Genomic DNA, 25829 nt, shown 5'->3' with positions numbered 1-25829 from the left:
GAGATGACTCTGCGGGAGATCGCGGCGGTGCTCGACGGGCGGGTCGTGGGGCCCGCGGACCCCTCCGCCACCGTGGTGACGGGGGAGGCCTTCCTGGACAGCCGGTCGCCGGCGCCGGGCGGCCTCTTCGTCGCCGTCGCGGGGGAGCGCTCCGACGGCCACGACCACGCGGCCGCCGCCGTCGCCGCCGGTGCGGCCGCCTACCTGGGCACCCGCGACGTCGGCGTGCCGGGGGTCGTCGTCCCCGACTCGGTGGTGGCGCTCGGCCGGCTGGCGCGCCACCTGGTCGACCGGCTGCCCGGCACGACCGTGCTCGCGCTGACCGGCTCCCAGGGCAAGACAGGCACCAAGGACTACCTGGCCCAGGTGCTGGCCGGCGAGGGCGCCACGGTGGCCACCGCCGGGAACTTCAACAACGAGCTGGGCGTGCCGCTCACGGTGCTGCGGGCCACGCCCGCGACCCGGTTCCTGGTGGTGGAGATGGGCGCCCGCGGTGTCGGTCACATCGCCACCCTGTGCGCCATCGCCCCGCCGCGGGTGGCGGCGGTCCTCAACGTGGGCACCGCCCACCTGGGCGAGTTCGGGAGCCGGGAACGGATCGCGCTGGCCAAGGGCGAGATCGTCGAGGCGCTGCCCCCCGACGGGACGGCGGTGCTCAACGCCGGCGACGAGCTGGTGGCGGCCATGGCGCCGCGGACCCGCGCCCGGGTGCTGACCTTCGGGGTCGAGGGCGACGTGGGGGTGCGCGGGCTCACCTTCGACGAGCTCGGCCGCGCCTCCTTCGAGATCGGCCACCAGGGTCGGTGGCGCCCCGTCAGGCTCTCCCAGCTGGGGCCGCACCAGGTCGACAACGCCCTCGCCGCCGGCGCCATGGCGCTGGCGGTCGGGGTGGGGCTCGACGACGTGGCCGAGCGGCTCAGCGCCTCGGTCGCGGCCTCGCGGTGGCGGATGGAGCTGCACCGCCGCTCCGACGGCCTGCTGGTGGTCAACGACGCCTACAACGCCAACCCGGAGTCGATGGAGGCCGCGCTGGAGTCCCTGCGCCACCTCGGGGCCGCCCGGACGGGGCGGACGGTCGCGGTGCTGGGGGAGATGCGCGAGCTGGGCGACGACGCCGTGGCCCAGCACCAGCGGGTCGGGGCCGCCGCCGCGGCCGCCGGCGTCGACGTGCTCGTCACGGTGGGTGCCGCGGCCGCGGCGATCGCCGAGGGTGCCCGGCGCGACCCCGGCTGGCGGGGCGCGGCGGTGACGACCCAGACCCGTGACGAGGCGCTGGCCTGGGTGCGGGAGAATGTGGGGACCGCGGATGCGGTCCTGATCAAGGCATCACGCGGTGCGGAGCTCGAGCACATCGCGGACGGACTTCTCGAGGAAGGGAACGCTGCTCGATGAGAGCCATCCTGTTCGCAGGCGGACTCGCCCTCATCTTCTCGCTGCTCGGCACCCGGGTGGCGATCACCGTGCTGTCCAAGCGCGGCTACGGTCAGGAGATCCGCGACGACGGGCCCACGACCCACCACACCAAGCGCGGCACGCCCACCATGGGCGGCATCGTCATCATCGGGGCCTCGGTGGTGGCCTACTTCCTCGCCAAGCTGATCACCGGCCAGGTGCCGACCGCCTCCGCGCTGCTGCTGCTCTTCCTCTTCGTCGGGCTCGGGACGGTGGGGTTCCTCGACGACTTCATCAAGATCGTCAAGCAACGCAGCCTGGGCCTGCGCAGCAAGGCCAAGATGATCGGGCAGACGGTCGTCGCGCTGGTCTTCGGATGGCTCGCGCTCTCCCCGATGCTGGAGGACGAGCGGGGGGAGACACCCGCCTCGCGGCACATCTCCTTCATCCGGGACTTCGACTCCTGGGTGGTCCCGACCGCCCTGCTGCTGGTCTTCATCTGGTTCCTGATCACCGGCTTCAGCAACGCCGTCAACCTGACCGACGGGCTCGACGGGCTGGCCACCGGGGCCTGCACGGTGGTCTTCGCCGCCTACACGCTGGTCAACATCTGGCAGAACAACCAGTCCTGCTCGATCCAGCAGGGCAGCACCTGCTACGAGGTCCGAGATCCGCTCGACCTGGCGGTGGTCTCGGCGGCGATCATGGGAGCCTGCTTCGGGTTCTTGTGGTGGAACGCCTCGCCGGCCCAGATCTTCATGGGCGACACCGGCTCCCTGGCGCTCGGCGGCGCCCTCGCCGGCCTGGCGATCCTCACCCGGACCGAGTTGCTGCTCGTGGTCATCGGCGGCCTGTTCGTGATCGAGACGCTCTCGGTGATGCTCCAGGTGGGCTTCTTCAAGATCACCAAGGGGCGGCGGATCTTCCGGATGGCGCCGTTGCACCACCACTTCGAGATGCTCGGGTGGGAGCAGGTCACGGTGGTGATCCGCTTCTGGATCATCACCGGCCTGGCCGTGGCCGCCGGCCTCGGCATCTTCTACGCCGAGTGGGTGGCGGGCATCGGATGAGCGGCCACGACCCGACCTCTCTCGGACGCACCGACTCCTGGGACGGCGTCCGCGCCGTCGTCGCCGGCTTCGGCGTCTCCGGCTTCGCCGCCGCGGACAACCTCAACCACCTCGGCGCGGGCGTCGTCGCCCTCGACGAGACCTCGTCGGCCGAGAAGGAGGAGCGGGCCGAGCTGCTCGAGGTCCTCGGCGCCGACGTCCGCCTGGGCGAGGGGAGCACCGACCGGCTGCCCGCCGACGCCGACCTCCTGGTCGTCTCGCCCGGCTGGCGCCCCGACGCCCCCCTGATCGTGCAGGCGCACGCGCGCGGCATCCCGGTCTGGGGCGAGGTCGAGCTCGCCTGGCGGCTGCGGCACCCCGAGGCCCCGGCGCCGTGGCTCGCTGTCACCGGCACCAACGGCAAGACGACCACCGTCCAGATGCTCGACTCGATCCTGCGCGCCGCCGGGCTGCGCTCGGTCGCCGCCGGCAACGTCGGCCTCCCGCTGGTCGAGGTGGTCATGGACCCCGAGCCCTACGACGTGATCGCGGTCGAGCTCTCCAGCTTCCAGCTGCACTACACCTCCTCGGTGCGCGCCGAGTCGGCCGCGGTCCTCAACCTCGCCGAGGACCACCTCGACTGGTACTCCTCCATGGAGGACTACGCCGCCGACAAGGCGAAGATCTACGACCAGGTCCAGCGCGCCTGCGTCTACAACGTGGCCGACGAGCGGACCCGGCGGATGGTCGAGGAGGCCGACGTCGTCGAGGGGGCGCGGGCGATCGGCTTCACCCTCGGGGTGCCCGGGGTCGGCATGCTCGGGCTCGTCGACGAGATCCTCGCCGACCGGGCGTTCATCGCCGAGCGCGGCTCCAGCGCGGCCGAGCTGTGCACCCTCGACGACCTGGCCTCCCGGGCGCCGCACTTCGTCGCCGACGCCCTGGCCGCCGCCGCGCTGGCCCGCGCCCACGGGGTCTCCCAGGCCGCGGTCCGCGACGGGCTGCGCGCCTTCCGCCCGGACGGCCACCGCATCGAGCACGTCGCGACCCTCGACTCCGTCACCTGGGTCGACGACTCCAAGGCCACCAACCCGCACGCCGCCCTGTCCTCGCTCCAGGCCTACGACCCGGTGGTGTGGGTCGCCGGCGGGCTGGCCAAGGGGGCCCACTTCGACGACCTGGTGCGCTCGGTCGCGGGCCGGCTGCGGGGCGTGGTGCTGCTCGGCCGGGACCGTCGGGTGATCGCGGACGCGCTTTCGCGACACGCGCCCGATGTGCCTGTCATCGAGATAGGGGACGGGGAGACTGGAGATCCCATGGAGCGTGTCGTCGACGCGGCAGCCGGACTCGCCCGCCCGGGCGACACCGTCCTGCTGGCGCCGGGATGCGCGTCCATGGACATGTTCCCCGGCTACGGAGCCCGGGGCGATGCCTTCGCCGCGGCCGTGCGGCGCAGAGGCGGGCACGAGGACTGAGACGGACCGGTGAGAGGGGAACGCAGATGACCACCGCGAACCCCGACCACGTCGCCTCGCGCAGCCTCACGTCGTGGGGGAGGACCCTGCGGCACGCGATGGACCGGCCCCTCACCTCCTACTACCTGCTGCTGGGGGCCTCGGCGCTGCTGCTGACCATCGGCCTGATCATGGTGCTCAGCGCCTCCAGCGTGCGCTCCTTCAAGTTCTACGACGACTCCTACGCCATCGTGAAGCGACAGCTGCTGTGGGTCGCCATCGGCATCCCCGCCGCCTGGGTGGCCTCGCGGATGCCGTACGCCGCGATCAGGCGCCTGGCCTGGCCCGGGCTCGGTGTCTCGGTGGTGCTGCTCGGCCTGGTGCAGGTGCCGGGCCTGGGCATCACCGTCAACGGCAACACCAACTGGCTCGGCGTCGGACCCTTCTCCGTGCAGCCCTCCGAGATCGCCAAGCTGACGATCGTGCTGTGGGCGGCCCACGTGTACGCCCACAAGGAACGGCGCCTCGACCAGCTCCACCACGTCATGGTCCCGGTCGTGCCCGGCATCCTGGCCGTCATCGTGCTGGTCGTCATCGGGCGGGACCTCGGCACGGCGCTGGTCCTCTTCGCGATCCTGCTGGCCATGCTGTGGATCGTGGGGGCGCCCAGCCGGCTCTTCGTCTTCTCCAGCTCGGTGGTCGGGGTGGTCGCCCTCTACCTGGCCTCCACGAGTGTGGAGCGCCGCGAGCGGCTGACCAACTTCGTCGACCCGTTCAAGGACTACCACGACACCGGGTGGCAGCCCGCCCACGGCCTCTACGCCCTCTCCACGGGCGGCTGGCTGGGGCAGGGGATCGGCGGCTCGACCCAGAAGTGGGGCGACCTGCCGGAGGCGCACACCGACTTCATCTTCGCGGTGCTCGGCGAGGAGCTCGGCCTGGTCGGGACGCTGCTGGTGATCCTGCTCTTCCTGACCATCGCCTACGCGGCGACCCGGGTCGCGGTGGCCACCGCCGACCCCTTCGTGCGCTACGCCACCTTCGGGATCGTGGTGTGGCTGCTGGGCCAGATGATCATCAACGTCGGGATGGTGCTGGCGCTGCTGCCGGTCATCGGGATCCCGCTGCCCCTCATCTCCTACGGCGGGTCGGCCCTGCTGCCGTCCCTGGTCGCCCTCGGCCTCCTCATCGGGTTCGCCCGCCGCGAGCCGGAGGCCGCCGCGGCCCTCGCGGCCCGCCGTCACTCTCCGACCACCGGGGTGGCGGCCGCGTCTCCGACCGGCCGCGGCACCGCCTAGTCTGGAACGGATATGCGCGTCCTGCTCGCCGGCGGGGGAACTGCCGGCCACACCTCGCCCCTGCTCGCCACCGCCGACGCCCTGCGGCGGCTCGAGCCCGCCACCCGGATCACCTGCCTGGGGACCAGCACGGGCCTCGAGGCCCGGCTGATCCCCGAGGCCGGCCTCCCCCTGGAGGTGGTGCCGCGGGTACCCCTGCCGCGCCGTCCGGGACCCGACCTGCTGCGCACGCCGGCGCGCCTGCTGGCCGCGCGCCGGGCCGCGGTGGAGATCGTCGACCGGGTGCGTCCCGACGTGGTGGTCGGGTTCGGCGGCTACGTCTCGGTCCCCGCCTACCTGGCCGCCAGGTCCCGTCGCCTCCCGCTGGTGGTGCACGAGGGCAACGCCCTGCCGGGGATCGCGAACCGCCTCGGGGCGCGGCTGACCCGCCACGTGGCGACCAGCTTCCCCGACACCGACCTCCCGCACGCCGTCCACACGGGCCTGCCGGTGCGCCGGATGATCTCGACCCTGGACCGGCCGGCCCTGCGGGCGCAGGCCCGCGCGGAGTTCGGGCTCCGGTCCGACCTCCCGGTGCTGCTGGTGACCGGCGGCTCCCAGGGGGCGGCCCGCATCAACGCGGCCGTGCTGAGCGCCGCCTCCGACCTCGCCGCGGCCGGCGTCCAGGTGCTCCACGTGGTCGGGCCCAAGCAGGAGGCGCTCGCCCCGGTGGGCGAGGTGCCCTACGTGGTGCGGCACTTCGTCGACCGGATGGACCTGGCCTACGCCGCCGCGGACGCCGTGCTGTGCCGCGCGGGCAGCAACACGGTCACCGAGGTCTCCGGCGTGGGCCTGCCGGCCGTCTTCGTCCCGCTGCCGATCGGCAACGGCGAGCAGGCGCTCAACGCCCGGCCCGTCGTCGACGCCGGCGGGGGGCTCCTGGTCGCCGACGCCGCTCTCACCCCCGAGTGGGTGCGCGCCACCCTGCCCGGGCTGCTCACCGACGCCGAGCGCCTGCACGACATGGGGATCGCAGCGGCGGCGGCCGTCACCCTGGACGCCGACGAGCGGCTCGCCCGGATGATCCTGGAGGCCGCAAGGTGAAGCTCCCCGTGCCCGATCAGCTGCTGCCCGCCGACGAGCTCGGCCGGGTGCACTTCGTCGGCATCGGCGGCGCCGGCCTCTCCGCCATCGCGCGGCTGATGCTGGCCCGCGGGATCCAGGTCTCCGGCAGCGACGGCTCCGCCTCCCCGACCCTGGACCGGCTCGCCGAGCTCGGTGCCGTGGTCCACGTGGGTCACGACGCCGCGCACCTGGGGGACGCCGACACCCTGGTGGTCTCCACCGCGGTCCGCGAGGACAACCCGGAGGTCGTGGCGGCGCTGGCCCGCGGGCTCCGGGTCCTGCCCCGTTCGGCCGGGCTCGCCTCGCTGATGGCCGGCCGGCGCACCATCGCGGTGGCCGGCACCCACGGCAAGACGACCACCACCTCGCTCCTGACCGTCGCCCTGCAGGCGGCCGGCGCCGACCCGACGTACGCCGTGGGGGGCGACCTGGCGGCCACCGGGACCAACGCCCAGCAGGGGTCCGGCGACCTCTTCGTCGCCGAGGCCGACGAGAGCGACGGCGCGTTCCTGGTCTACCGCCCCCACGGCGCGGTGGTGACCAACGTGGAGGCCGACCACCTCGACCACTTCGGCACCGAGGAGGCCTACCGCGCGGCGTTCTCCGACTTCCTGGACCGCCTGGACCCCGACGGGTTCCTGGTCTGCGTCGTCGACGACCCCGGCGCCGCCTCGCTCGCCCGGGAGGCCAGGGCTCGGGGGCTCGACGTCGTCGGCGTCGGCGAGTCCGAGGAGGCCGACCTGCGCCTGGTCGACGTGGGCTTCGAGGGCACGCGCTCCTCGGCGACGGTGGTGCGCGACGGCACCGAGCTCGGGCGGCTGCGGCTGCAGATCCCCGGGCGCCACTACGTGCTCGACGCCGCCGCGGCCCTGGGCGCGGGGCTGCGGCTCGGCTTCGCCTTCGACGACCTCGTCCGCGGGCTCTCGGGGTTCACCGGCACCCGCCGGCGGATGGAGCTCAAGGGCGAGGCGGGCGGTGTCCGCGTCTACGACAGCTACGCCCACCACCCCGTCGAGATCGCCGGCGACCTCCAGGCCGCCCGCGCGGTGGCCGGGGAAGGACGCGTGGTGGTCGCCTTCCAGCCCCACCTGGTCTCGCGGACCCGCATCTTCGGCCCGCAGATGGGTGAGGCGCTCGGGGCTGCGGACGAGGTGGTCGTCCTCGACGTCTACGTCGCGCGCGAGGACCCGGACCCCGAGGTCACCGGCGAGCTGGTGGCCCGGGCCTGCCCGCTGCCGGCCGACCGGGTCGCCTTCGTCCCCGGCTTCGACGACGTGCCGGCCGAGCTGGTGCGGCGCGCGCGTCCGGGCGACCTCGTGGTGACCCTGGGCGCCGGCTCGGTCACCGACCTGGGGCCGCGCGTCCTCGAGCTCCTGGCCGGGGCCGGGGACTGATGGTCCGGCTACTCGGCCGGGCCGGCGACCTGCCTCCCGCGGAGCGGACCCGCCGGCGCTTCCTGCGCCGTCAGTGGGCCCGCCGCTGGGGGGTGTGGCGGCGCCTGGGCGTGGCCCTGCTCGTGGTCGCGCTGCTGGCCACCGGGGCCTGGCTGGTGTGGTTCTCCGACGTGCTGGGCGTCGACCGGGTCGAGGTCACCGGCGAGGGGCTCCTCTCGGACGCGCAGGTGCGTGAGGCCGCGGGCATCGAGGCGGGTGCGCCGCTGGCCCGCCTGGATCTCGACGCGATCCGGCGCCGGGTCGAGACCCTGGCGGAGGTGCGTGGGGCCCGGGTGCGGCGCCAGTGGCCCGACGAGGTCCTCGTCGAGGTCGACGAGCGGGTGGCGATCGCCGTGGTCGACCTGGGCGGCACCCTGCGCGGGCTCGACCGCGAGGGCGTGGTCTTCACCCAGTACCGCAAGGCGCCCGCCGGACTCCCGCGGGTGCTGATGGTGGGGGAGCCGGGTCAGGACGCGCTCGAGGAGGGGGCCGAGGTGATCGCGGCGCTGCCGGCCGACATCGCCGGGCGGGTCGACCACGTCGACGTCGAGACCGTCGACCAGATCTCCCTGGTGCTGCGCGACGCGCGGGTGGTGCTCTGGGGCTCCGCGGAGGAGTCGGAGCAGAAGGCGGAGGTGCTGGCGGCGCTGCTGCGCGCCCGGGAGGCCCAGCGCTACGACGTCAGCGTGCCCGGCCAGCCCGTCACCTCCGGCTGAGCCCCGGCCTGCTCCCGGCGTCCGGCCCGCGGTGACCGAGACGTCATCGGTCCGTGTGCATTTCACGCGCGTCGGCGGCGTGTTGGTGCGTCGATCGGGGACGCGTCTGCTTAGTGTCTTCTCCAACGCGAGGTTGACATAACTATAACCCTCAGGCTCACGGTTAGGGTTCCGCACCCGATCCGAGCGAGGGCGATCTCGTTCCTCTCCACCACAGACCACCGAGGGCCCCCGGGAGGGGTCCGGACCAAGGAAGGCGTAGACCGTGGCAGCAGCCCAGAACTACCTGGCGATCATCAAGGTCGTGGGCATCGGTGGTGGTGGCGTCAACGCCGTCAACCGGATGATCGAGGTCGGCCTCAAGGGCGTCGAGTTCATCGCGATCAACACCGACGCCCAGGCCTTGCTCATGAGCGACGCCGACGTGAAGCTCGACATCGGCCGCGAGCTCACCCGCGGTCTCGGTGCCGGGGCGAACCCCGACGTGGGGGCCCGGGCCGCCGAGGACCACGCCGACGAGATCGAAGAGGTCATCAAGGGGGCCGACATGGTCTTCGTGACGGCCGGCGAGGGCGGCGGCACCGGCACCGGCGGCGCCCCCGTCGTGGCGCGCATCGCCCGCTCCCTGGGCGCCCTGACCATCGGGGTGGTGACCCGGCCGTTCGCGTTCGAGGGACGCCGGCGGGCCAACTCCGCGGAGGAGGGCATCAGCCAGCTGCGCGAAGAGGTCGACACCCTCATCGTGATCCCCAACGACCGCCTGCTCTCGATCAGCGACCGCAACGTCTCGATCCTCGACGCCTTCAAGCAGGCCGACCAGGTGCTGCTCCAGGGTGTCTCCGGGATCACCGACCTGATCACCACCCCCGGCCTGATCAACCTCGACTTCGCCGACGTCAAGTCCGTGATGGCCAACGCCGGCTCCGCGCTGATGGGGATCGGCTCGGCCCGTGGCGAGGACCGTGCCGTCGCGGCTGCCGAGATGGCCGTCTCCAGCCCGCTGCTGGAGGCCTCGATCGAGGGCGCCCACGGCGTGCTGCTCTCCATCGCGGGTGGGTCCGACCTGGGGCTCTTCGAGATCAACGAGGCCGCGGCCCTGGTCTCCGAGGCCGCCCACGCGGAGGCCAACATCATCTTCGGGGCCACCATCGACGACGCCCTCGGCGACGAGGTCCGGGTCACGGTGATCGCGGCCGGCTTCGACGGCGGGATGCCGAAGCGGCGGGAGAACAGCTCCGGCTTCAACCGTCCGTCGGTGCAGTCGCAGCAGTCCCAGGCCCGGCCCGCCGTCCCGGCCCCCCAGGGTCGCGACTCCGGTCGCCAGGCCGACGCCCCCGAGCGCCGGACGCCCAGCCCGGCGATGGCACAGGCCTCCGCCGAGGGCGAGGGCCGCGGCGCCGGTGAGTCCGGTGGGGCGCGCCAGTCCCCGGCGCGCGAGGCCGCTCCCGCCACCCGCCCCCGCCCGTCGCGGCAGGTCGAGTTCGAGGACGACGACCTCGACATCCCCGACTTCCTGAAGTAGGCCGTGTTCGTCTACCGCGACTCCCGTGAGGGCGACGTCACCCGCAAGCGGGTCGACGTCGCCTTCACCGGCGCGTCCCGCGACCTCCAGGGGTTGCGGCCCGGCTTCCCCGACGCCCTCGCCGAGGTGGAGGAGGCGGCGGGCGTGCCGTTCGCCCGGCTGACCCAGGTGCACGGCGCCGAGGTGGTCCGGGCCACCGGGCCGATGGTGCCCGACGAGGTCCCCACCGGGGACGCGCTGGTCTCCGACACACCCGGGCTCGGCCTGATGGTCCGCGTCGCCGACTGCGTCCCGGTGGTCCTGGCCGACCCGGACGCCGGTGTGGTGGGTGCCGTCCACGCCGGGCGCCCGGGCATGGTGCTCGAGGTGGTCGCCCGCGCGGTCGACGCGATGCGTGCGCTCGGCGCCGAGCGCCTGGTGGCGTGGCTGGGCCCCCACGTCTGCGGACGCTGCTACGAGGTCCCCGAGGCGATGCGCGACGAGGTCGCCCGGCGCGTCCCCGAGTCCTTCGCCGAGACCTCCTGGGGCACCCCCGCCCTCGACATCGGGGCGGGGGTGCGCGCCCAGCTCGTGCGGGCGGGCGCCGAGGTGGTGGAGGTCGGCCGGTGCACGCGCGAGGACCCGGAGCTGCACTCCTACCGACGCGACGGCGACCGCGCCGGCCGGTTCGCGGGCCTGGTGTGGTGCGCATGAGCCGGCGCGAGGAGCTGAGCGCCAACCTGGGCGTGGTGGGCGAGCGCATCGACCGCGCTCGCGCCGCGGCCGGCCGCGACGACCAGGTGACGCTCGTGGTGGTCACCAAGTTCTTCCCGGCCGCCGACGTGCGGCTGCTCCACGAGCTGGGGGTCCGGGAGGTGGGGGAGAACCGGCACCAGGAGGCGGCCGCCAAGTCGGCCGAGCTGGACGACCTGGACCTGAGGTGGCACTTCATCGGCGGGCTGCAGAGCAACAAGGCCGCGGCGGTGACCGCCTACGCCGACGTCGTGGAGTCCGTGGACCGCCCGCGGCTCCTCGGGCCGCTGGACCGCGGCGCCGAGCGCGCCGGCCGCCGGCTCGACGTGCTGCTGCAGGTCAGCCTCGACGGGCCCGGGGCAACCCACCGGTCCGGGGTCGCCCCCGACGAGCTCGCCGCCCTGGCCGACCGGGCAGCGGCCCACGACCACCTGCGGCTGGCCGGCCTGATGGCCGTCGCTCCGCTGGGCGAGGAGCCGGCCCGGGCGTTCGAGCGTCTCGCCCGGGTGAGGGAGTCCTTCCTCGCCGAGCACCCCGGCGCGACCCAGCTGTCGGCGGGGATGAGTGCCGACCTGGAGGCCGCCATCGCGCACGGGGCGACACACGTGCGTGTCGGCTCCGCGGTCCTGGGTCCCAGGCCGGAGGTCTTGTAATGTCCGAGAAGAGGATCGTGCCCCTGTGGGGCGCCACGACGTACCGGAGGAAATTGTCATGAGCGGCGCGATGCGCAGGATCGGCGAGTACCTCGGCCTGCTCGAGGACACCGGACGGTACGACGACTACGCCGCCGATGACCACGAAGCCCAGACCAGCACGGTCAACGGCCGGGTCGAGGAGCGGGTGCCCGCGCGCGAGCGCCAGCCCGCCCCGGTCGCCGACCTCACCGAGCGGCGCCGTCCGGCGCCGGTCCCCGACCCTGGAACGGTCCACGAGTTGAGTCGAATCACCACGCTGCACCCCCGTACCTACAACGAGGCGCGCACCGTCGGTGAGCAGTTCCGGGAGGGCATCCCGGTGATCATGAACCTCTCCGAGATGGACGACTCCGACGCCAAGCGCCTGGTCGACTTCGCGGCGGGGCTGGTCTTCGCCACCCGGGGGACCATCGAGAGGATCACCAACAAGGTCTTCCTCCTCTCGCCCCCCAACGTGACCGTCGCGGCCGAGGAGAAGGAACGCCTCGTCGAGGGCGGTTTCTTCAACCAGAGCTGAGGCGCCCCGGTGGTTGTCATCGGAACGGTCCTGTACGCCGTCCTGTGGTGTTTCCTGGCCCTGATGTTCGTCCGCTTCGTGGTCGACTGGGTCCAGGTCTTCGCGCGCCAGTGGTCCCCCAAGGGGCCCCTGCTGGTCGTGCTCGAGGTCGTGTACACCCTCACCGACCCGCCGATCAAGGCGGTGCGGCGCTTCGTGCCGCCCGTCCGGCTGGGCTCGGTGGCCCTCGACCTGAGCTTCATGCTCGTCCTGCTGGCCGCCTATCTGCTGCTCTGGGTGGTCGGCCGCACCTTCGGCGTCGTGGGTGCCTGACCGCCTGGGAACCACCAGCCACACGGGTCCCTGAACACGGTGGCCCCACGGGCGCTATTGTTCCAACAGCAGCACCACAAGTTTGCCGACGAAGAGATTGGGTGAGGTCATGCCGCTGACGCCTGAGGACGTGAGCAACAAGCGCTTTACTCCTGTCCGTCTCCGCGAGGGATACGACATGGGGGAGGTCGACCAGTTCCTGGACGAGGTCGAGGCAGAGCTTGCCCGGTTGACCAAGGAGAACGACGACCTGAGGGCCAAGCTCTCGGCCGCGCAGAAGGCCGGCGCCGGGGCCCCCGCCCCCTCGCCGTTCGCCGTCACCCCGGAGCCGGTCAGGGCGCCGGAGCCGGAGCCCGTGCCGGAGCCCGTGCGGGCCCCTGAGCCGGTGGCCGCCGCCCCGGCGCCCGCCGTGGAGACCATCAAGGTCGAGACGGTGCCCGACGCCTCCAACGCCGCCGCGCGGCTGCTGGAGATCGCCACCCGCAACGCCGACGAGCTCGTCGATGCCGCGAAGAACGAGGCGGACCGCATCGTGGGCGAGGCGCGCACCAAGGCCGAGCGCCTCGAGGCCGAGTCGAAGACCAACTCCGACCGCATGGAGGCCGAGGCCCGCCAGCGCGCGCAGATGCTCGACTCCGAGACCGCGGAGCGTCGCCAGCAGATGTTCGGCGACCTCGAGAAGGAGCGGGACAAGCTCAACGGCGAGGTGGAGACCCTCCGGTCCTTCGAGCGCGAGTACCGCTCGCGGCTCAAGACCTACTTCACCCAGCAGCTGGAGGCCCTCGAGGGCACCGGGAGCCTGGAGAACCCCTCGCCCGGAGAAGGCGTGGTGGCTCCCAAGCGCCTCCGCTCCATCCTGGGCGACGACGAGGGCTGAGACTCCCTCACCCGATCGGCAACGCAACGGCTGGCTCCCCCCGGGGAGCCAGCCGTTCTGCTTGCCGGTGAGACGCTGCGTCGGGCGGGTTGAGTGGCGACCCCCCAGGGGTTACTGTCCCTACCCAGCATGTGGCATCTGCCACATCCTTTTCTTGTCAAAGGGGCGTGCTCCATGGCTGGCAGTGCTCGGAAGTCCCTGGCCGGATCGGCCGCCGCCGTGGCGCGACGGGTCGTCGGGCTGTCCGGTGCGGGGGAGGCGCCCGTCGAGGTGAGCACCCCGCCTCCCGCCTCCCGGACCGCGCCTGCGAAGAAGGCGACCAAGAAGGCGGCCGCCGCCAAGAAGTCTGAGCCCGCCAAGAAGGCGGCTCCGGCCAAGAAGGCGGCTCCGGTGAAGAAGGCGGCTCCGGCGAAGAAGGCGGCTCCGGCGAAGAAGGCGGCTCTGGCCAAGAAGGCCCCGTCGGCCAAGAAGGCTGCGGCCGGCTCGGGTGCCCCGGCGAAGAAGACGTCCAGCCCGACGAGCGAGAGGTCGACCCCGGTGAAGAACGCGTCACCCAAGAACACGCCTGCCACGGCGCTCCGGGTCAAGGAGGGCGAGGACGCCTGGACGAAGGCCGAGCTCGACGAGGTCCTGGCCGACCTCCACGTGCACCGTGACCGCCTGGTCGAGATCATGGAGGCCCAGGAGCGCGAGCTCGACGGTCTGATGCGCGACGCCGGCGACGGCGCCGGCCACGACCAGGCCGACCTCGGGGCCACCAGCTTCGAGCGCGACCACGAGCTGACCCTGATGAACAGCGAGCGAGAGATGCTCGAGCAGATCGAGCGGGCGCTGGGCCGCATCGACGACGGCACCTACGGCGTCTGCGAGTCCTGTGATGAGGCGATCGGCAAGATGCGGGTCATGGCATTCCCGCGTGCCACACTGTGCCTGTCATGCAAGCAACGCGAGGAGCGTCGCTGAGTTCCAGCGACCAGGTCAACACGTCCGATCGGCGACGCCGAGCCCGCCGGGTCTTCCTGCTCCTGGCCGTTCTGGGCCTGGCGGTCGACCAAGGCTCGAAGGCGTGGGCCCTGTCCGCGCTGGAGGACGGCGACCGCCCCCTGCTGGGTGACTGGTTCACGCTGCACCTGGTGTTCAACCCGGGTGCCGCCTTCAGCATGGGCACCGAGTTCACCGTGGTGCTCACCTGCCTGGCGATCGTGGCCGTGCTGGTCATCGGCTTCCTGAGCCGCCGGATCGGGAGCGTCTTCTGGGCCGTCGGCATGGGACTGCTGCTGGCCGGCGTGGGTGGCAACCTCGTGGACCGGATCCTGCGCGACCCGTCGCCGTTCCGCGGCCACGTGATCGACTTCCTGGCCCTGCCCAACTGGCCGGTCTTCAACTTCGCCGACGTCTTCATCAACGTCGCGGCGGGCATCATCATCCTGCAGAGCTTCCGCGGCATCACCCTGAGCGGCGAGCGGGACACCGCCGCGGCGACGAAGGACGAGGCATGAGCGGCCACGCCGAGCACCGCACCGTCCTGGTGCCCGAGGGGCTCGCGGGCGAGCGGGTCGACGCGGCGATGGCCAGGATGTTCGGCTTCTCCCGGACCCGGGCCTCCGAGCTGATCGCCCAGGACCTGGTGCGGCTCGACGGGGTCGGGGTCGCCAAGAGCGAGCGGGTCCACCCGGGCTCCATGCTCGAGGTCTCGATCCCGGTGGAGAAGGACCCGCTGGCCGTCGTCCCGCAGGTGGTGGAGGGCATCAAGATCGTCCACGACGACGACTCCATCGTGGTGATCGACAAGCCGGTGGGAGTGGCGGTCCACCCGAGCCCGGGCTGGAACGGCCCGACCGTCGTCGGCCACCTGGCCGCCGCGGGGTTCCGGATCGCCACCTCCGGCGCCTCCGAGCGCCAGGGGATCGTGCAGCGCCTCGACGTGGGCACCTCGGGCGTCATGGTGATCACCAAGTCCGAGCGGGCCTACTCGGTGCTCAAGGACGCCTTCCGCCAGCGCATCGTGGACAAGACCTACCACGCGCTGGTGCAGGGTCATCCCGACCCGCTGGAGGGCACGATCGACGCCCCCATCGGGCGGCACCCCAGGTTCGACTACAAGTTCGCGGTGATGGCCGACGGCCGGCACAGCGTCACCCACTACGAGACCCTCGAGGCACACCGTTTCGCCAGCCTGCTGGAGGTCCACCTCGAGACGGGGCGCACCCACCAGATCCGGGTCCACATGGCCGCGCTGAAGCACCCGTGCGTCGGGGACATCACCTACGGCGCCGACCCGGTGCTGGCCAAGCGGGTGGGCCTGGAGCGGCAGTGGCTGCACGCGGTCAAGCTCGGCTTCGTGCACCCGGACAGCGGCGAGTACGTCGAGTTCGAGACCGACTACCCCGACGACCTGGCCCAGGCCCTGGAGACCATCCGGGACGAGCGCTGACCGGCTCCGACGAGCTCGTCCTCCGGCCGGGTGCCTCGGTCGACCTGCCGGCGGTGGCCGAGCTCTTCCTGGCCGCGCGGGCGGCCGCCGTGCCGGCGATCCCGCCCCTGGTGCACACCGCCGACGAGGTGCGTGCCTGGGTGTCGGACTGGGACCTGACCGACCACGAGCTGTGGCTGGCCGAGGCGGCGTCGCCGGCCGGGCCCGAGGAGGGCGGGGCCGCGCTGCTGGGCTTCGCGCTCGTCACCGCCACCTGGATCGACCACCTCTACGTCGCCCCGCACGCCCAGAACCGCGGGGCGGGCACCGCCCTGCTCCAGCTGGTCCAGACGCTGCGCCCCGACGGCGTCGGGCTGTGGGTCTTCGAGTCCAACCACGCCGCGCGTCGGTTCTACGCCCGCCACGGGTTCGTCGAGGTGGCCCGCACGGACGGGTCGGAGAACGAGGAGCAGGCGCCCGACATCCACCTCTCCTGGCCGGGCTGGTCGGGCTGACCAGCGGTTGGTCTCGGCCATGATGGCCCGATGGAGATGCGCGGCAGCCTGACCCACCGGTACCTCACGTTCGCGACGGAGGCGGCGGACTCGCCGTGCTTCGCCGACTGGGCACTCGGGGTGGCGGACGACCCCGAGGTGCTCGACTGGTTGGCCGACCTGCCCCCGGTCAAGCAGCAGCCCAACCTGGTCTTCGCCGCCGCACGGTGGCACGGAGCCCTGGCGCCCGGCCACTACGAGGGGTTCCGCGAGACGCTCCTCTCCCGTCCGGACCAGGTCCGGGCGACGATCCTGGCACGAGCCACCCAGACCAACGAGGTGGGCAGGCTGGCGACGCTGGTGCCGCTGTTCGCGCGGATCGAGCAGGAGGCGGGGGAGCCGCTGGCCCTGGTGGAGGCGGGGGCCAGCGCCGGGCTCTGTCTCTTCCCGGACCGCTACGACTACCGGTGGCCGGGCGCCGGGAACCTGCAGGACGGGCGAGGACCCGTGCTCACCGCGGAGGTGGAGGGCCCGGTGCCGGTCCCGTCCCGGCACCCCGTGGTCGCCTGGCGTGCGGGGTGCGACCTGTCGCCCGTGGACGTCTCGGACCCCGACCAGCGGGCCTGGCTCGAGGTGCTGGTCTGGCCGGAGCAGCAGGAGCGGCGTGAGCGGCTGCGGGCGGCGATGGAGGTGGCGCGCCTGGACCCGCCCCAGGTGCGAGGCGGGGACCTGCTCGAGCTGCTGCCCGGGCTGGTCGAGGACGCCGGTCGGCACGGCGTCCCGGTCCTCTTCCACAGCGCGGTGATCGCCTACCTGGACGACGCCGACCGGGCCCGGTTCGCCGAGCTCGCGGCGGACCTGGTGGCCCGCGGTCGCTGCCGTTGGGTGAGCAACGAGGGGGCCACGGTGCTGCCTGAGGTCTCCGCCACCGGCCCGCTCCCGCCCCCGGGCCACCCCGGTTTCGTGCTGGCGCTGGACGGCCGCAGCGTCGCCTGGACCCATGGCCACGGCCAGGCGATCCGGTGGTGGTGAGCGGGCGTCGGGGTCCGCCGTACCTCGGTGCCCGTGTCCTGTCGGAGGGGTCTGAGAGGCTGTCGTAGGCTGGCTTCCTTCCCCAGGACGCGCCAGCCGCGCGTGCTCCAGCAACCCCCTCGGAAGGTGTGGAAGAACCACTCATGTCGGCCGGTTCCAACGACAACTTCGTGCACCTGCACGTCCACACCGAGTACTCGATGCTCGACGGCGCCGCGCGCCTGCAGGACATGGCCGAGCGGACGGCCGAGCTCGGCATGCCGGCCATCGCCATGACCGACCACGGCAACGTCTTCGGCGCCTACGAGTTCTACAAGAAGGCCAAGAACGCCGGGATCAAGCCGATCATCGGGATCGAGGCGTACTTCACCCCCAACATCTCCCGGTTCGAGCGCAAGCGGGTGAACTTCTACCAGGGCGGGCCCGACGACGTCTCCAGCCGTGGTGCGTACACCCACATGACCCTGCTCTCGGAGACCACGGAGGGGATGCACAACCTCTTCCGGCTCTCCACCGGCGCCTGGCGCGACGGCTTTTTCCAGCACCCGCGCGCCGACCGCGAGCTGCTGAGCCAGTACGGCAAGGGCCTGATCGGCACCACCGGCTGCCCCTCGGGCGAGATCCAGGTCCACCTGCGGCACGGCAACTACGAGGCGGCCCGGCAGACGGCCGGTGACTTCCAGGAGATCCTGGGGCGCGACAACTACTTCCTCGAGCTGATGGACCACGGCCTCTCCATCGAGACCCGGGTCCGCGACGGGCTGCTCCGCCTCGCCAAGGACCTCAACATCCCGCTGCTGGCGACCAACGACTCCCACTACGTGCGCCAGGAGGACGCCGCCAGCCAGGAGCACCTGCTGTGCATCAACTCCGGCTCGACGATGGACATCCCGGCCGGCGACGGCCCCGGCCAGCGGTTCGCCTTCTCCGGCAACGGCTACTACATCAAGAGCCCGGCCGAGATGCGCTCCCTGTGGGTCGACAAGTACGACCTGCGCGAGGCGTGCGACAACACCCTGTGGATCGCGGAGCGGTGCGACGTCGAGTTCACCGAGGGCAACGGCACCTACATGCCGCGCTTCCCCTGCCCCCCGGGCGAGGACGAGAACTCCTGGCTGGTCAAGGAGGTCGAGCGCGGTCTGAGGGTGCGCTACCCCGAGGGCATCCCCGACAAGGTGCGCAAGCAGGCCGACTTCGAGGTCGGCGTCATCACCCAGATGGGCTTCCCCGGCTACTTCCTCGTGGTCGCCGACTTCATCAACTGGGCCAAGGACAACGGCATCCGGGTCGGTCCCGGGCGCGGCTCGGGTGCGGGCTCGATGGTCGCCTACGCGATGCGGATCACCGACCTCGACCCGCTCGAGCACGGCCTGATCTTCGAGCGGTTCCTCAACCCCGACCGCATCTCCATGCCCGACTTCGACATCGACTTCGACGAGCGCCGGCGCGGCGAGGTCATCAAGTACGTCACCGACAAGTACGGCGACGACCGCGTCTCCTACATCATCACCTACGGCACGATCAAGGCGAAGCAGGCCGTCAAGGACTCCTCGCGGATCCTGGCCTACCCCTTCTCCATGGGTGACCGGATCACCAAGGCGATGCCGGCCGCGGTGATGGGCAAGGACGTCCCGCTCAAGGAGATCTTCAACCCCGACCACAAGCGCTACGGCGAGGGCGGCGAGTTCCGCGCCCTCTACGAGGCGGAGCCCGACGTCAAGCGCGTCGTCGACACCGCCATGGGCATCGAGGGCCTGAAGCGTCAGTGGGGCGTCCACGCCGCCGGCATCATCATGTCCAGCGAGCCGCTGCTCGACGTGATCCCGCTGCTCAAGCGCCCCTCCGACGGGGCGATGATCACCCAGTTCGACTACCCGACGTGCGAGTCGCTGGGCCTGATCAAGATGGACTTCCTGGGGCTGCGCAACCTCACGGTCCTCGACGACGCGGTCAAGAACATCAAGGCCAACCGGGGCGAGGACGTGGTCCTGGAGGACCTCACCCTCGACGACCCCGCCACCTACGGCCTGCTCCAGCGCGGAGACACCCTGGGCGTCTTCCAGCTGGACGGCGGCCCGATGCGGGCGCTCCTGCGCTCGATGCGGCCCGACACCTTCGAGGACATCTCGGCGGTCGGCGCCCTCTACCGGCCCGGACCGATGGGGGCCGACTCCCACAACAAGTACGCGCGCCGCAAGACCGGCCGCGAGCCGGTCGAGCCGATCCACCCCGAGCTCGCCGAGGCGCTCGAGGACATCCTGGGCGAGACCTACGGGTTGATCGTCTACCAGGAGCAGGTGATGGCGATCGCCCAGCAGCTCGCCGGCTACACGCTGGGCCAGGCCGACCTGCTGCGCCGCGCCATGGGCAAGAAGAAGAAGGAGGAGCTGGACAAGCAGTTCGCCACCTTCTCCGGCGGCATGCAGGAGCGCGGCTACTCGATGGCCGCGATCAAGACCCTGTGGGACATCCTCCTGCCGTTCTCCGACTACGCCTTCAACAAGGCCCACTCGGCCGCCTACGGCCTCGTCTCCTACTGGACCGCGTACCTCAAGGCCAACTTCCCGGCCGAGTACATGGCCGCGCTCCTGACCTCGGTCAAGGACGACAAGGACAAGATGGCGATCTACCTCAACGAGTGTCGCCGGATGAAGATCTCGGTGCTGCCGCCCGACGTCAACGAGTCCGCGGCCAACTTCACCCCGGTCGGCACCGACATCCGGTTCGGGCTCACCGCGGTGCGCAACGTCGGCGCCAACGTCGTGGACGGCATCGTGGCCGCGCGGGAGGAGAAGGGGCGCTTCACCGACTTCAACGACTTCATGGGCAAGGTGCCCGCCCTGGTCTGCAACAAGCGGGTGATCGAGTCCCTGATCAAGGCCGGCGCCTTCGACGAGATGAAGCACCGCCGCCGGGCCCTGGTGACGATCCACGAGAGCGCGGTCGACCAGTACGTCGACATCAAGAAGAACGAGGCGATCGGGCAGGACTCGCTCTTCGGCGGGCTCGACGAGGCCGACCAGGGGTTCGGCATCTCGGTGACCGTCCCCGACATCGACGAGTGGGACAAGATGACGCTGCTGGGCCACGAGCGCGAGATGCTCGGCCTCTACGTCTCCGACCACCCGCTGATGGGGCTCGAGCACGTCCTCTCCGCCGGCACCGACTGCACCATCGGCCAGCTCATGCTCGACGAGGACCGGCCGCACGGCAGCACCCTCACCGTCAGCGGCCTGGTCACCGCGGTCAACCGCAAGATCACCAAGCGCGGCGACGCCTGGGCCACCCTCACCCTGGAGGACCTCGACGGCGCCATCGAGGTGCTGCTCTTCCCCAGCTCCTACCAGCTGGCCGCGCCCTACCTCTCCCAGGACGCCATCCTGCGCGTCAAGGGCCAGCTCTCCCGCGACAAGGACCAGCCCGAGCTGCGCGGCCAGGAGGTCACGGTGCCCGACCTGACCGACGGACCCAGCGGTCCGGTGGTCATCTCGTTGCCCTCCACCCGGTGCACCGCACCCGTGGTCGAGCAGCTGCGCGACGTGCTCTCCACCCACCCGGGGATGACCGAGGTGCAGCTGCGCCTGCTCACCCGCACCTCCACGACCGTGATGAAGCTCGACAACCGGTTGCGGGTCACCGCCAGCCCGGCGCTGTTCGCCGACCTCAAGCAGCTGCTCGGTCCCGGATGCCTGACGAGCTGAGTCCGCCGTCGGGTCCGCCGCGCCGCGTCCTGCTGCGCCGCTTCCTGGTGCTCCTGCTGGCCTGGGCGGTCTGGGGGGCGGTGCTCGGCGTGGTCTGGGTGGCGGTGTGGCAGCCGCCGGAGGGCATGGTCTTCGAGGGCGAGTGGTTCCTCACCCGGGCGGGCCTGGCCCAGGAGGTCTCGGCCACCGCGCTCTTCGCCGTCATCGGCGTGGCCGGTGGGCTGGTGCTGGGGGTGGTCCTCGCCCTGTGGTCCCGCGGCACCGAGCTCGTCGCGCTGGCCGGCGCCTGCGTGGGCTCGCTCCTCGCGGCCTGGGTGATGTTCCAGGTGGGCCACGCCCTCGGCCCGCCCGACCCGGCCACGGTGGCCGCCACTGCCGCCGACATGACGTCGGTGCCCGCGGACCTCACGCTGGCGGGGGCCGGCGACCACCCGTGGCCCTTGTGGTTCGAGTCGAGCGCGTTCTGTGCGTTGCCGGCCGGCGCGCTCCTGGGCCTGGTGGGGGTGTTCCTCTCGGGCTCCCGCGCCCCCGCCGACCCCGACGAGTGACGGCGGGCGGCACTCAGTTGGGGGACCAGCGGGTGCGGGCCACCTCGGTCGCGGGCAGCGACGGGATGACGTTCATCGCACGCAGCTCCTCGCGCAGCAGCCGCGTCACCAGCTCCAGCCGCTCAGCGGTGTCGTCGGCCTCGAGCAGCGACTGCCGCTCGGCCATCGGCAGCGGCACCAGCGCCGAGAGGGTCCACGACAGGTAGTGCGGGTCCCGCGGCAGGGCGCCCGAGAAGGGGTCCTCGCGGAACTGGGCGAGGGCGGCCCGATAGGCGGTGAAGGTGGCCCGGGCCCGGGCCACCAGCGCGTCGGGGACCGGCACCTCGCCGTCGGCGAGCGTGGTGACCTGGGCGGCGGGATAGTCCTGGGTGGTGACCAGCCGGTCGAGCCGGAAGCGTCCCCGACCCACCGCGACGATGTCGAACCCCCCGTCGGCCAGCGGCTCGATGTCGGAGAGCTGGAGCAGGCAGCCCACCCGGTAGAGGGACTGGGAGCCGTGGTCCCCGACCTCGTAGCCCTCGCGGATCGCCACCGTGCCGAAGAGGCGCTTGGCGGGGTCCGGCTCGGCGGCGAGGTGGCGCACCAGGGCGCGGTAGCGGTCCTCGAAGACGTGGAGCGGCACCGAGACCCCCGGGAACAGCACGGTGCTGAGCGGGAACATCGGCAGCACCTCGGGCGGGGTCTGGCTCACCCGCCCAACGTAGTTTGTCCACCGCGGGTCCGGGCAAGGGGCACGCAGAGGTGCAGACCTACAATTGGCCCCATGATCCGCCGCCTCGACCTCCGGGACGCCGACGCGTCCGTCGACTACCGCGCCGCCGTGCCGCGCGCCGATTTCGACGTCGAGTCCGCGGTCCATGTCGTGCAGCCGATCTGCGAGGACGTGCGCACCAGGGGAGTGGAGGCCGTCCGCGAGCTCTCCGAGCGCTTCGACGGCGTCCGCCTCGACGACATCCGGGTGCCGGTCGAGGCGCTGGGCGAGGCCCTGGAGAAGCTCGACCCGACGGTGCGTGCGGGGCTGGAGGAGTCGATCCGTCGGCTCCGGGCCACCTGCGAGGCCGAGCTCGAGCACGACGTGGTCACCGAGCTGGCCCCGGGCGCCGTGGTCACCCACCGCAAGGTGCCGGTCGACCGGGTCGGCCTCTACGTGCCCGGCGGGCTGGCCCCGCTCGTCTCCTCGGTCGTGATGAACGTGGTGCCCGCGCAGGTCGCCGGGGTCGGCTCGATCGCCCTGACCAGCCCGCCGCAGAAGCACAACGGCGGCCTGCCGGAGTCCACCATCCTGGCGGCGTGCGCGCTGCTCGGCGTCGACGAGGTCTACGCCGTGGGCGGTGCCCAGGCGATCGCGATGCTCGCCTACGGCGCCGGGCCGTGCGCCCGCGTCGACCTGGTGACCGGCCCGGGCAACATCTACACCGTGGCCGCCAAGCGGCTGCTCAAGGGAGTCGTGGGCATCGACTCCGAGGCCGGACCGACCGAGATCGCGATCCTCGCCGACGACTCCGCCGACGCCGCCCACGTCGCCGCCGACCTGATCTCCCAGGCCGAGCACGACCCGATGGCCGCCTCGGTCCTGGTCACCGACTCCGAGCGTCTCGCAGGCGAGGTGGAGGCCGAGCTGGACAAGCAGGTCGCCGTCACCCGGCACGTCGAGCGGGTGCGGACCGCCCTGACCGGCGAGCAGTCGGGCATCGTGCTGGTCCGCGACCTCGAGCAGGGGCTCGAGGTGGTCAACGCCTACGCCGCCGAGCACCTCGAGATCCACACCGTCGACGCCTCGGCCGTGGCGGCCCGGGTCCGCAACGCCGGGGCCGTCTTCGTCGGCACCTGGGCGCCTGTCTCGCTGGGCGACTACTGCGCCGGCTCCAACCACGTGCTGCCCACCGCGGGCTGCGCCTGCCACTCCTCGGGGCTCTCGGTACGCGCCTTCACCCGGTCGGTGCACGTCGTGGACTACTCCCGCGAGGCGCTCGAGCAGGTCGCCGGCCACGTGGTGGCCCTGGCCGAGGCGGAGGACCTGCCCGGCCACGGCGAGGCAGTGAAGGTCCGCCTCCGGTGACTTTCCCACCCCTGCGCGAGGCGCTCGTCGGCCTCGAGCCCTACGGCGCGCCCCAGCTCGACGTCCCCGTCCAGCTCAACGTCAACGAGAACCCCTACCCGCCCTCGCCTGCCGTCGTCGCCGACATCGCGGCGTCGGTGGCCGAGGCGGCCACGACCCTCAACCGCTACCCCGACCGCGAGCTCGTCGAGCTGCGCGCCCGGCTCGCCGACTACCTCAACTCCTCCGGCGGCTCGGGGATCACTCCCGCGCAGGTGTGGGCGGCGAACGGCTCCAACGAGGTGATGCTCCAGCTGCTCCAGGCCTTCGGCGGCCCGGGGCGGTGCGCGCTCAGCTTCGCGCCCACCTACGCGATGTACCCGGAGTACGCCCGCGACTCCGTGACCGAGTGGGTCCAGGGGCGGCGGGCGGAGGACTTCTCCCTCGACCTGGCCGCCGCGCGCGAGCTGGTGCTCGAGCACCGGCCGAGCGTGGTGCTGCTGCCCTCGCCCAACAACCCCACCGGGACGGCGCTGCCACCCGAGGCGATCACCACCCTGTGCGAGGCCGCCGGGGACGGCGTGGTGGTGGTGGACGAGGCCTACGGCGAGTTCCGGCGTACCGGCACGCCCAGCGCGCTGGAGCTGCTGCCGCGGCACCGCAACCTGGTGGTCACCCGCACCATGAGCAAGGCGTTCGCGCTGGCCGGGGCCCGGCTGGGCTACCTCGCCGCCGACCCTGCGATCTGCGACGCGATCCGGGTGGTGCGCCTGCCCTACCACCTCTCGGCGGTCACCCAGGCCACCGCGCTGGCGGCGCTGCGGCACGCCGGCGAGCTGCTCGGCCGGGTCGACGACCTGCGGCGCGAACGCGACGAGCTGGTCGACTGGCTGCGTGGCCGGGGGCACGAGGTGGCCGACAGTGACGCCAACTTCGTCTACTTCGGCCGGTTCGCCGACCGGCACGCGGTCTGGCAGGGTCTGCTCGACCGGGGGGTGCTGATCCGCGAGGTCGGCCCCGACGGCTGGCTGCGGGTCTCGGTCGGGACGCCTCAGGAGATGGCAGCATTCAGGCAGGCCCTGGTGGACGTGACCACCCGGGGCACGAGCGAGGAGCAGGGATGAACGAGCAGCAGGGCCTCCAGCGCCGCCGTACCGCGGTGGTCGACCGCCAGACCCGGGAGACCAAGGTCCACCTCGAGCTCGACCTCGACGGCACCGGCCGCACCGACGTCAGCACCGGGGTCGGCTTCTACGACCACATGCTCACCGCCTTCGGCCGGCACGCCCTGGTCGACCTCGTGGTCCACGTCGAGGGCGACACCCACATCGATGCCCACCACACGGTCGAGGACACCGCCATCGCCCTGGGCGAGGCGATCCGCACCGCCCTGGGCGACAAGGTCGGGATCCGCCGCTTCGGCGACGCCACGGTGCCGCTCGACGAGGCGCTCGTGCAGGCCGTGGTGGACGTCTCCGGACGCCCCTACTGCGTGCACGACGGCGAGCCGGAAGGGCAGCAGTACGTGCTGATCGGCGGCACCGGCGCCGGCTACGTCGGCTCGCTGACCCGGCACGTCTTCGAGTCGGTGGCCCACCACGCCCAGATGGCGATCCACGTCCGGGTGCTCGGCGGCCGGGACCCGCACCACATCGTCGAGACCCAGTTCAAGGCGTTCGCCCGGGCCCTGCGCGACGCGGTGGCCCTCGACCCCCGCGAGACCGGGGTGCCCTCCACCAAGGGCGCCCTGTGACCGCGAGCCCGGCCCAGCCCGCCGAGGAGTCCGTGGACCCCGTGGACCCCGTGGACCCCGTGGACCCCGTGGACCCCGTGGACAAGGACGTCGTGGTGCTCGACTACGGCTCGGGCAACCTGCGCTCGGTGGTGCGGGCGATGGAGCGCACCGGCGCCCGGGTCACGTTGACCGCCGACCGGCGGGTGGCCGAGGACGCCGACGGCCTGGTCGTGCCGGGCGTGGGGGCGTTCGCCGCCTGCATGGAGGGGCTGCGCTCCGTGCGCGGGCACGAGGTGATCGGCCGGCGGCTGGCCGGCGGACGCCCGGTGCTCGGCATCTGCGTGGGCATGCAGATCCTCTTCGCCAAGGGCGTGGAGCACGGCGTGGAGGCCGAGGGCTGCGACGAGTGGCCCGGCGTCGTCGAGCGGCTGCAGGCCGACGTGGTGCCCCACATGGGCTGGAACACCGTCGAGGCCCCGGCCGAGAGCAAGCTCTTCGAGGGGCTGGGCGACGAGCGCTTCTACTTCGTCCACTCCTACGGCGTGCGGTCCTGGGACCTGGTGACCAACGACCGCACCCGTGCGCCGCTGGTGACCTGGGCCGAGCACGGCGGGGACAGGTTCGTCGCCGCCGTGGAGAACGGCCCGCTGAGCGCCACCCAGTTCCATCCCGAGAAGTCCGGCGACGCGGGAGCCGGGCTCCTGCGCAACTGGGTCTCGACCTTGTGATCCGGCGGGCGCGCCGGCAGGCCGCCGCGGCTGCGCCGC

Annotated in this window: 25 protein-coding genes; 24 read left to right on the top strand and 1 reads right to left on the bottom strand. The window is 72.5% G+C overall.

Annotated elements, in window-relative coordinates; all coding sequences use genetic code 11:
* The first annotated feature begins 3 nt into the window (after positions 1 to 3).
* The 20 genes from AC4BGE_RS00660 to AC4BGE_RS00565 all read left to right on the top strand — a co-directional run bounded on the left by AC4BGE_RS00660 (position 4) and on the right by AC4BGE_RS00565 (position 21289).
* Positions 4 to 1392 (top strand): UDP-N-acetylmuramoyl-tripeptide--D-alanyl-D-alanine ligase, encoded by a 1389-nt coding sequence (locus AC4BGE_RS00660; RefSeq protein ID WP_490574519.1) that lies wholly within the window; start codon positions 4 to 6, stop codon positions 1390 to 1392.
* Positions 1389 to 2462, top strand: a complete 1074-nt coding sequence (gene mraY, locus AC4BGE_RS00655; RefSeq protein ID WP_490570022.1) for a phospho-N-acetylmuramoyl-pentapeptide-transferase — start codon at positions 1389 to 1391, stop codon at positions 2460 to 2462. The genes AC4BGE_RS00660 and mraY overlap by 4 nt, the downstream gene beginning before the upstream one ends.
* Positions 2459 to 3916 carry a UDP-N-acetylmuramoyl-L-alanine--D-glutamate ligase gene (gene murD, locus AC4BGE_RS00650; RefSeq protein WP_490574046.1) on the top strand — a complete coding sequence of 486 codons (1458 nt, stop codon included), beginning with the start codon at positions 2459 to 2461 and terminating at the stop codon, positions 3914 to 3916. The genes mraY and murD overlap by 4 nt, the downstream gene beginning before the upstream one ends.
* A 26-nt stretch (positions 3917 to 3942) precedes the next feature.
* A complete protein-coding gene (ftsW, locus tag AC4BGE_RS00645) occupies positions 3943 to 5193 on the top strand; it encodes a putative lipid II flippase FtsW (RefSeq protein ID WP_490574045.1) in 1251 nt (416 codons plus the stop codon).
* Positions 5194 to 5205: 12 nt separating this feature from the next.
* Complete coding sequence (gene murG, locus AC4BGE_RS00640; protein WP_490574044.1) at positions 5206 to 6276, top strand: undecaprenyldiphospho-muramoylpentapeptide beta-N-acetylglucosaminyltransferase; 1071 nt, start codon at positions 5206 to 5208, stop codon at positions 6274 to 6276.
* A complete protein-coding gene (murC, locus tag AC4BGE_RS00635; protein WP_490574043.1) occupies positions 6273 to 7691 on the top strand; it encodes a UDP-N-acetylmuramate--L-alanine ligase in 1419 nt (472 codons plus the stop codon). Before murG ends, murC begins: the two co-directional genes overlap by 4 nt.
* Complete coding sequence (locus AC4BGE_RS00630) at positions 7691 to 8446, top strand: cell division protein FtsQ/DivIB (RefSeq protein WP_490574042.1); 756 nt, start codon at positions 7691 to 7693, stop codon at positions 8444 to 8446. Before murC ends, AC4BGE_RS00630 begins: the two co-directional genes overlap by 1 nt.
* A gap of 265 nt (positions 8447 to 8711) precedes the next feature.
* A complete protein-coding gene (ftsZ, locus tag AC4BGE_RS00625) occupies positions 8712 to 9968 on the top strand; it encodes a cell division protein FtsZ (RefSeq protein WP_490574041.1) in 1257 nt (418 codons plus the stop codon).
* Positions 9969 to 9971: 3 nt separating this feature from the next.
* On the top strand, positions 9972 to 10661 hold the full coding sequence (locus tag AC4BGE_RS00620) for a purine nucleoside phosphorylase YfiH/LACC1 family protein (protein ID WP_490574040.1): 690 nt from the start codon (positions 9972 to 9974) through the stop codon (positions 10659 to 10661).
* Positions 10658 to 11353 (top strand): YggS family pyridoxal phosphate-dependent enzyme, encoded by a 696-nt coding sequence (locus AC4BGE_RS00615; protein WP_490570030.1) that lies wholly within the window; start codon positions 10658 to 10660, stop codon positions 11351 to 11353. Before AC4BGE_RS00620 ends, AC4BGE_RS00615 begins: the two co-directional genes overlap by 4 nt.
* 58 nt (positions 11354 to 11411) lie before the next feature.
* Positions 11412 to 11912, top strand: coding sequence for a cell division protein SepF (locus tag AC4BGE_RS00610; RefSeq protein WP_490570031.1), 501 nt, complete (start codon positions 11412 to 11414; stop codon positions 11910 to 11912).
* Positions 11913 to 11921: 9 nt separating this feature from the next.
* Positions 11922 to 12224, top strand: coding sequence for a YggT family protein (locus AC4BGE_RS00605; RefSeq protein WP_490570032.1), 303 nt, complete (start codon positions 11922 to 11924; stop codon positions 12222 to 12224).
* 109 nt (positions 12225 to 12333) lie between these two features.
* Complete coding sequence (locus tag AC4BGE_RS00600) at positions 12334 to 13101, top strand: DivIVA domain-containing protein (RefSeq protein WP_490570033.1); 768 nt, start codon at positions 12334 to 12336, stop codon at positions 13099 to 13101.
* 174 nt (positions 13102 to 13275) lie between these two features.
* The gene (locus AC4BGE_RS00595) at positions 13276 to 14064 is read left to right on the top strand and encodes a TraR/DksA family transcriptional regulator (protein ID WP_490574039.1); all 789 of its coding nucleotides are present in this window, start codon (positions 13276 to 13278) and stop codon (positions 14062 to 14064) included.
* Positions 14037 to 14600, top strand: a complete 564-nt coding sequence (gene lspA / locus AC4BGE_RS00590) for a signal peptidase II (RefSeq protein WP_490570035.1) — start codon at positions 14037 to 14039, stop codon at positions 14598 to 14600. The genes AC4BGE_RS00595 and lspA overlap by 28 nt, the downstream gene beginning before the upstream one ends.
* Positions 14597 to 15535: an RluA family pseudouridine synthase gene (locus tag AC4BGE_RS00585; protein WP_490570036.1), complete on the top strand. Its 939-nt coding sequence runs from the start codon at positions 14597 to 14599 to the stop codon at positions 15533 to 15535. The genes lspA and AC4BGE_RS00585 overlap by 4 nt, the downstream gene beginning before the upstream one ends.
* Before the next feature lie 53 nt (positions 15536 to 15588).
* Positions 15589 to 16029 (top strand): GNAT family N-acetyltransferase, encoded by a 441-nt coding sequence (locus AC4BGE_RS00580; protein WP_490574038.1) that lies wholly within the window; start codon positions 15589 to 15591, stop codon positions 16027 to 16029.
* A 30-nt stretch (positions 16030 to 16059) separates the two neighbouring features.
* Positions 16060 to 17040 (top strand): DUF2332 domain-containing protein, encoded by a 981-nt coding sequence (locus tag AC4BGE_RS00575; protein ID WP_490574037.1) that lies wholly within the window; start codon positions 16060 to 16062, stop codon positions 17038 to 17040.
* A 143-nt stretch (positions 17041 to 17183) separates the two neighbouring features.
* A complete protein-coding gene (dnaE, locus tag AC4BGE_RS00570) occupies positions 17184 to 20741 on the top strand; it encodes a DNA polymerase III subunit alpha (RefSeq protein WP_490570039.1) in 3558 nt (1185 codons plus the stop codon).
* Complete coding sequence (locus AC4BGE_RS00565; RefSeq protein WP_490574036.1) at positions 20726 to 21289, top strand: hypothetical protein; 564 nt, start codon at positions 20726 to 20728, stop codon at positions 21287 to 21289. The genes dnaE and AC4BGE_RS00565 overlap by 16 nt, the downstream gene beginning before the upstream one ends.
* 13 nt (positions 21290 to 21302) lie before the next feature.
* On the opposite strand, the gene AC4BGE_RS00560 is transcribed toward AC4BGE_RS00565, so the two are convergent.
* A complete protein-coding gene (locus AC4BGE_RS00560; RefSeq protein ID WP_490570041.1) occupies positions 21303 to 21980 on the bottom strand; it encodes an LON peptidase substrate-binding domain-containing protein in 678 nt (225 codons plus the stop codon).
* A gap of 72 nt (positions 21981 to 22052) precedes the next feature.
* On the opposite strand from AC4BGE_RS00560, the gene hisD reads away from it, so the two are divergent.
* From hisD to hisH, 4 genes are all read left to right on the top strand, one after another.
* On the top strand, positions 22053 to 23348 hold the full coding sequence (hisD, locus tag AC4BGE_RS00555) for a histidinol dehydrogenase (protein WP_490574035.1): 1296 nt from the start codon (positions 22053 to 22055) through the stop codon (positions 23346 to 23348).
* Complete coding sequence (locus AC4BGE_RS00550; protein ID WP_490570043.1) at positions 23345 to 24451, top strand: histidinol-phosphate transaminase; 1107 nt, start codon at positions 23345 to 23347, stop codon at positions 24449 to 24451. The genes hisD and AC4BGE_RS00550 overlap by 4 nt, the downstream gene beginning before the upstream one ends.
* On the top strand, positions 24448 to 25080 hold the full coding sequence (gene hisB / locus AC4BGE_RS00545) for an imidazoleglycerol-phosphate dehydratase HisB (protein ID WP_490570044.1): 633 nt from the start codon (positions 24448 to 24450) through the stop codon (positions 25078 to 25080). Before AC4BGE_RS00550 ends, hisB begins: the two co-directional genes overlap by 4 nt.
* A gap of 77 nt (positions 25081 to 25157) precedes the next feature.
* Entirely contained in the window at positions 25158 to 25790 is a 633-nt protein-coding gene (gene hisH, locus AC4BGE_RS00540; RefSeq protein ID WP_490570219.1) for an imidazole glycerol phosphate synthase subunit HisH, read from the top strand.
* Positions 25791 to 25829 lie beyond the last annotated feature (39 nt).

The sequence above is a fragment of the Nocardioides sp. Z50_6 genome (genome assembly GCF_058215755.1).
This window is presented reverse-complemented; position numbering and strand designations above follow the sequence as displayed.